Annotated in this window: 1 protein-coding gene and 2 tRNA genes; all 3 read left to right on the top strand. The window is 57.8% G+C overall.

Translation table 11 applies throughout. The features are described from left to right. The first annotated feature begins 209 nt into the window (after window positions 1-209). The 3 genes from V3W31_06465 to V3W31_06455 all read left to right on the top strand — a co-directional run bounded on the left by V3W31_06465 (window position 210) and on the right by V3W31_06455 (window position 2,386). Window positions 210-286 (top strand) — tRNA-Pro (locus V3W31_06465). A gap of 239 nt (window positions 287-525) precedes the next feature. Beyond that, window positions 526-2,058 (top strand): glycosyltransferase family 39 protein, encoded by a 1,533-nt coding sequence (locus V3W31_06460; protein ID MEE9614580.1) that lies wholly within the window; start codon window positions 526-528, stop codon window positions 2,056-2,058. A gap of 254 nt (window positions 2,059-2,312) precedes the next feature. Next, window positions 2,313-2,386, top strand: a tRNA-Pro gene (locus V3W31_06455). Window positions 2,387-2,388 lie beyond the last annotated feature (2 nt).

The raw sequence follows: 2,388 nt of genomic DNA, 5'->3' as shown, positions 1-2,388 counted from the left end.
CTGGGCATACTGCGTACCGGGTACGCCGGCCTGGGGCTGGTTATCGGCGCGCTTATTATATGGAGGCACAGGGAGAACATCCGAAGGATTATGGCCGGCGAGGAGGATAAGGTGGGCTGAGGGCGCGCTTTATGGGCCAGACCGTGAAATTGTCCCTTGAATTAGCGGGGGAAAATGTTATGATATACGTTTGTTACGCGTGGATCAATCGGGGCGTGGCCCAGCCTGGTAGGGCGCCGCGTTCGGGACGCGGAGGTCGGAGGTTCAAATCCTCTCGCCCCGACCACTTACTTTCTTAATCCCTTCGATCGCCGCCGTCTTTTTTATTACCGTTTTTATCCGGCTTTTCCTATCCGGGCATACTGCGTACCGGGTACGCCGGCCTGGGGCTGGTTATCGGCGCGCTTATTATATGGAGGTGCAGGGAGATCGTCCGAAGGATTATGGCCGGCGAGGAGGACAAGGTGGGCTGAGAGTCCACCCCCCCCTCCTACTCCCCCTCCCGTACCTTCTTTTGGAGCCGTTGTGAAAAACAGCTACTCCCCGACCATCCGGACCGCCTCGGCCCTGTTCCTCATCATAGCCGCCGTAACCGTCTTCCTGAGGCTCCACTCCATCGATGAGCCGCTTGAGAGGGACCATACCACCTACGGCTACATCGCCCATCAGATGCTGGCCGGGGACGACCTCTATGTCGACGTATGGGACCACAAACCCCCCGGGGTCTACTGGGCCTACATGCTGGCGGAGACGCTCTGGGGATACGAGCCGCACGGGATTATATATATCGGCATCCTCTTCACCCTCGTCTCGCTCGCATTCCTCTTCCTCTTCCTCCGGGAGATAGCCGGGACGGGCACGGCACTCGTGGGCGCGCTCTTCTGGGCACTGGCGTCGAACTCCATAGCGCTCCAGGCCAACCTGCCCAATACCGAGCTCTTCATAAACAGCTTTACCATGATGGCGCTCTGGGCCTTCGCGAGGTACAGCGGGGGGAAGGCACGCTACCTCGTCCTCTCGTCGTTCTTCCTGGTCGTTGCCTCCACCTTCAAGACGGTGGTCGTCTTCCCGTTCGCGGCTTTTTTCCTCTATCTACTCCTATTCCCCTCCCCGGATGTGAAGAGGGTCACAAGACTAAGGGGGCTCGCGCTCTTCCTCCTCCCCGGCTTTCTCGTATGGGGCGGCGTCTTCGGCTACTTCGCCCTCAAAGGTACGTTCCCGGAGTTCTGGGAGGCCGTCTTCGTATACAACCGCTACTACGCGGGAAACATATGGCTGAACGTGTGGGAGTTCTTTACCGACCCCGCAAACCTTTTCCACAACTCAATGAAGGAGGTCCTGCCGCTCGTCCTGCTCTCCGGCGCATGGCTCATCTCGGGGCGCGGGAAGCACGGGCCGCTCGGACGTTCGTTCTTCATCCTGCTCGTCCTGGGTACCCTTATAGCGATAGCCGGTCCGGGCAAGTTCTATACCCACTACTATCAACTGTTACTCCCTCCCCTGGTAGTGATGTCCGCCCTGTTTTTCTTTGAGTTCGACCTGGCCGGCTATATAGCGAGAAAGGAGTTCCCCTTGAGGGCATGGGGCGTTACGGCGGCCTTTCTGCTCGCAACGGGCTGCCTTGCCTACCACCAGGCGGCCTACCTGAGGATGAGCCCGGAGGAGATCTCGGCCAGGAAGTACGGACACGCGGACGAGGGCTTTATCAGGCCGCGCATTCTGGCCATGCGCATAAAAGAGATAACCCGCCCATGCGACACCATATACGAGTGGGGGGCCGAGACGGGGCTCTACTATTACAGCAAGAGAAAAGCGGCGTCCGGGATATTCTTCGTCTATCCGCTCGGAAGGGGCCAGCCCGAAAAGATGACGCGCGATATAGGGAGGGTTTACGATTCGCTCGGCAAATCCCCGCCGGCAATCTTCATATGGAACAACAACTACGGGAAGCCGGGGGATACCATATTCTCCCCTTTCCTCAAGAACCGGTACGACCTCATAGGCAGATATTGGGAGTACGACCTCTACCGCTACAAGCATAAGACCGTATGCGAGTGAGGATGATTGCCACGGACCGCTATCCCCACGGTTTATCCGGATTCAATGGGTAGCGTAAAGTATGGTGTGTAAATACGTTGCCGGTCTTCCAATAGGCACCAGTCGCGGCTTTAAACATTGGGTCCAGCGTCACGCTGGTCAATGGAAAAGCTGAATTTCGGTCCGGATATTATGTATAATAATTGCGATAAAATTAGGGTGGAGGAACTCCCGGACCTCACCGTATTGCCGGAAGTCGTTGGTTTTCAAGGTATCGGGGCGTGGCCCAGCCTGGTAGGGCGCCGCGTTCGGGACGCGGAGGTCGGAGGTTAAGATCCTCTCGCCCCTACC

It is taken from the genome of Thermodesulfobacteriota bacterium (genome assembly GCA_036482575.1).
In the GTDB taxonomy this organism is placed as follows: Bacteria; Desulfobacterota; GWC2-55-46; order GWC2-55-46; family JAUVFY01; genus JAZGJJ01.
The sequence above is the reverse complement of the archived record's forward strand: the minus strand, read 5'-3'. Positions and strand labels throughout refer to the sequence as shown.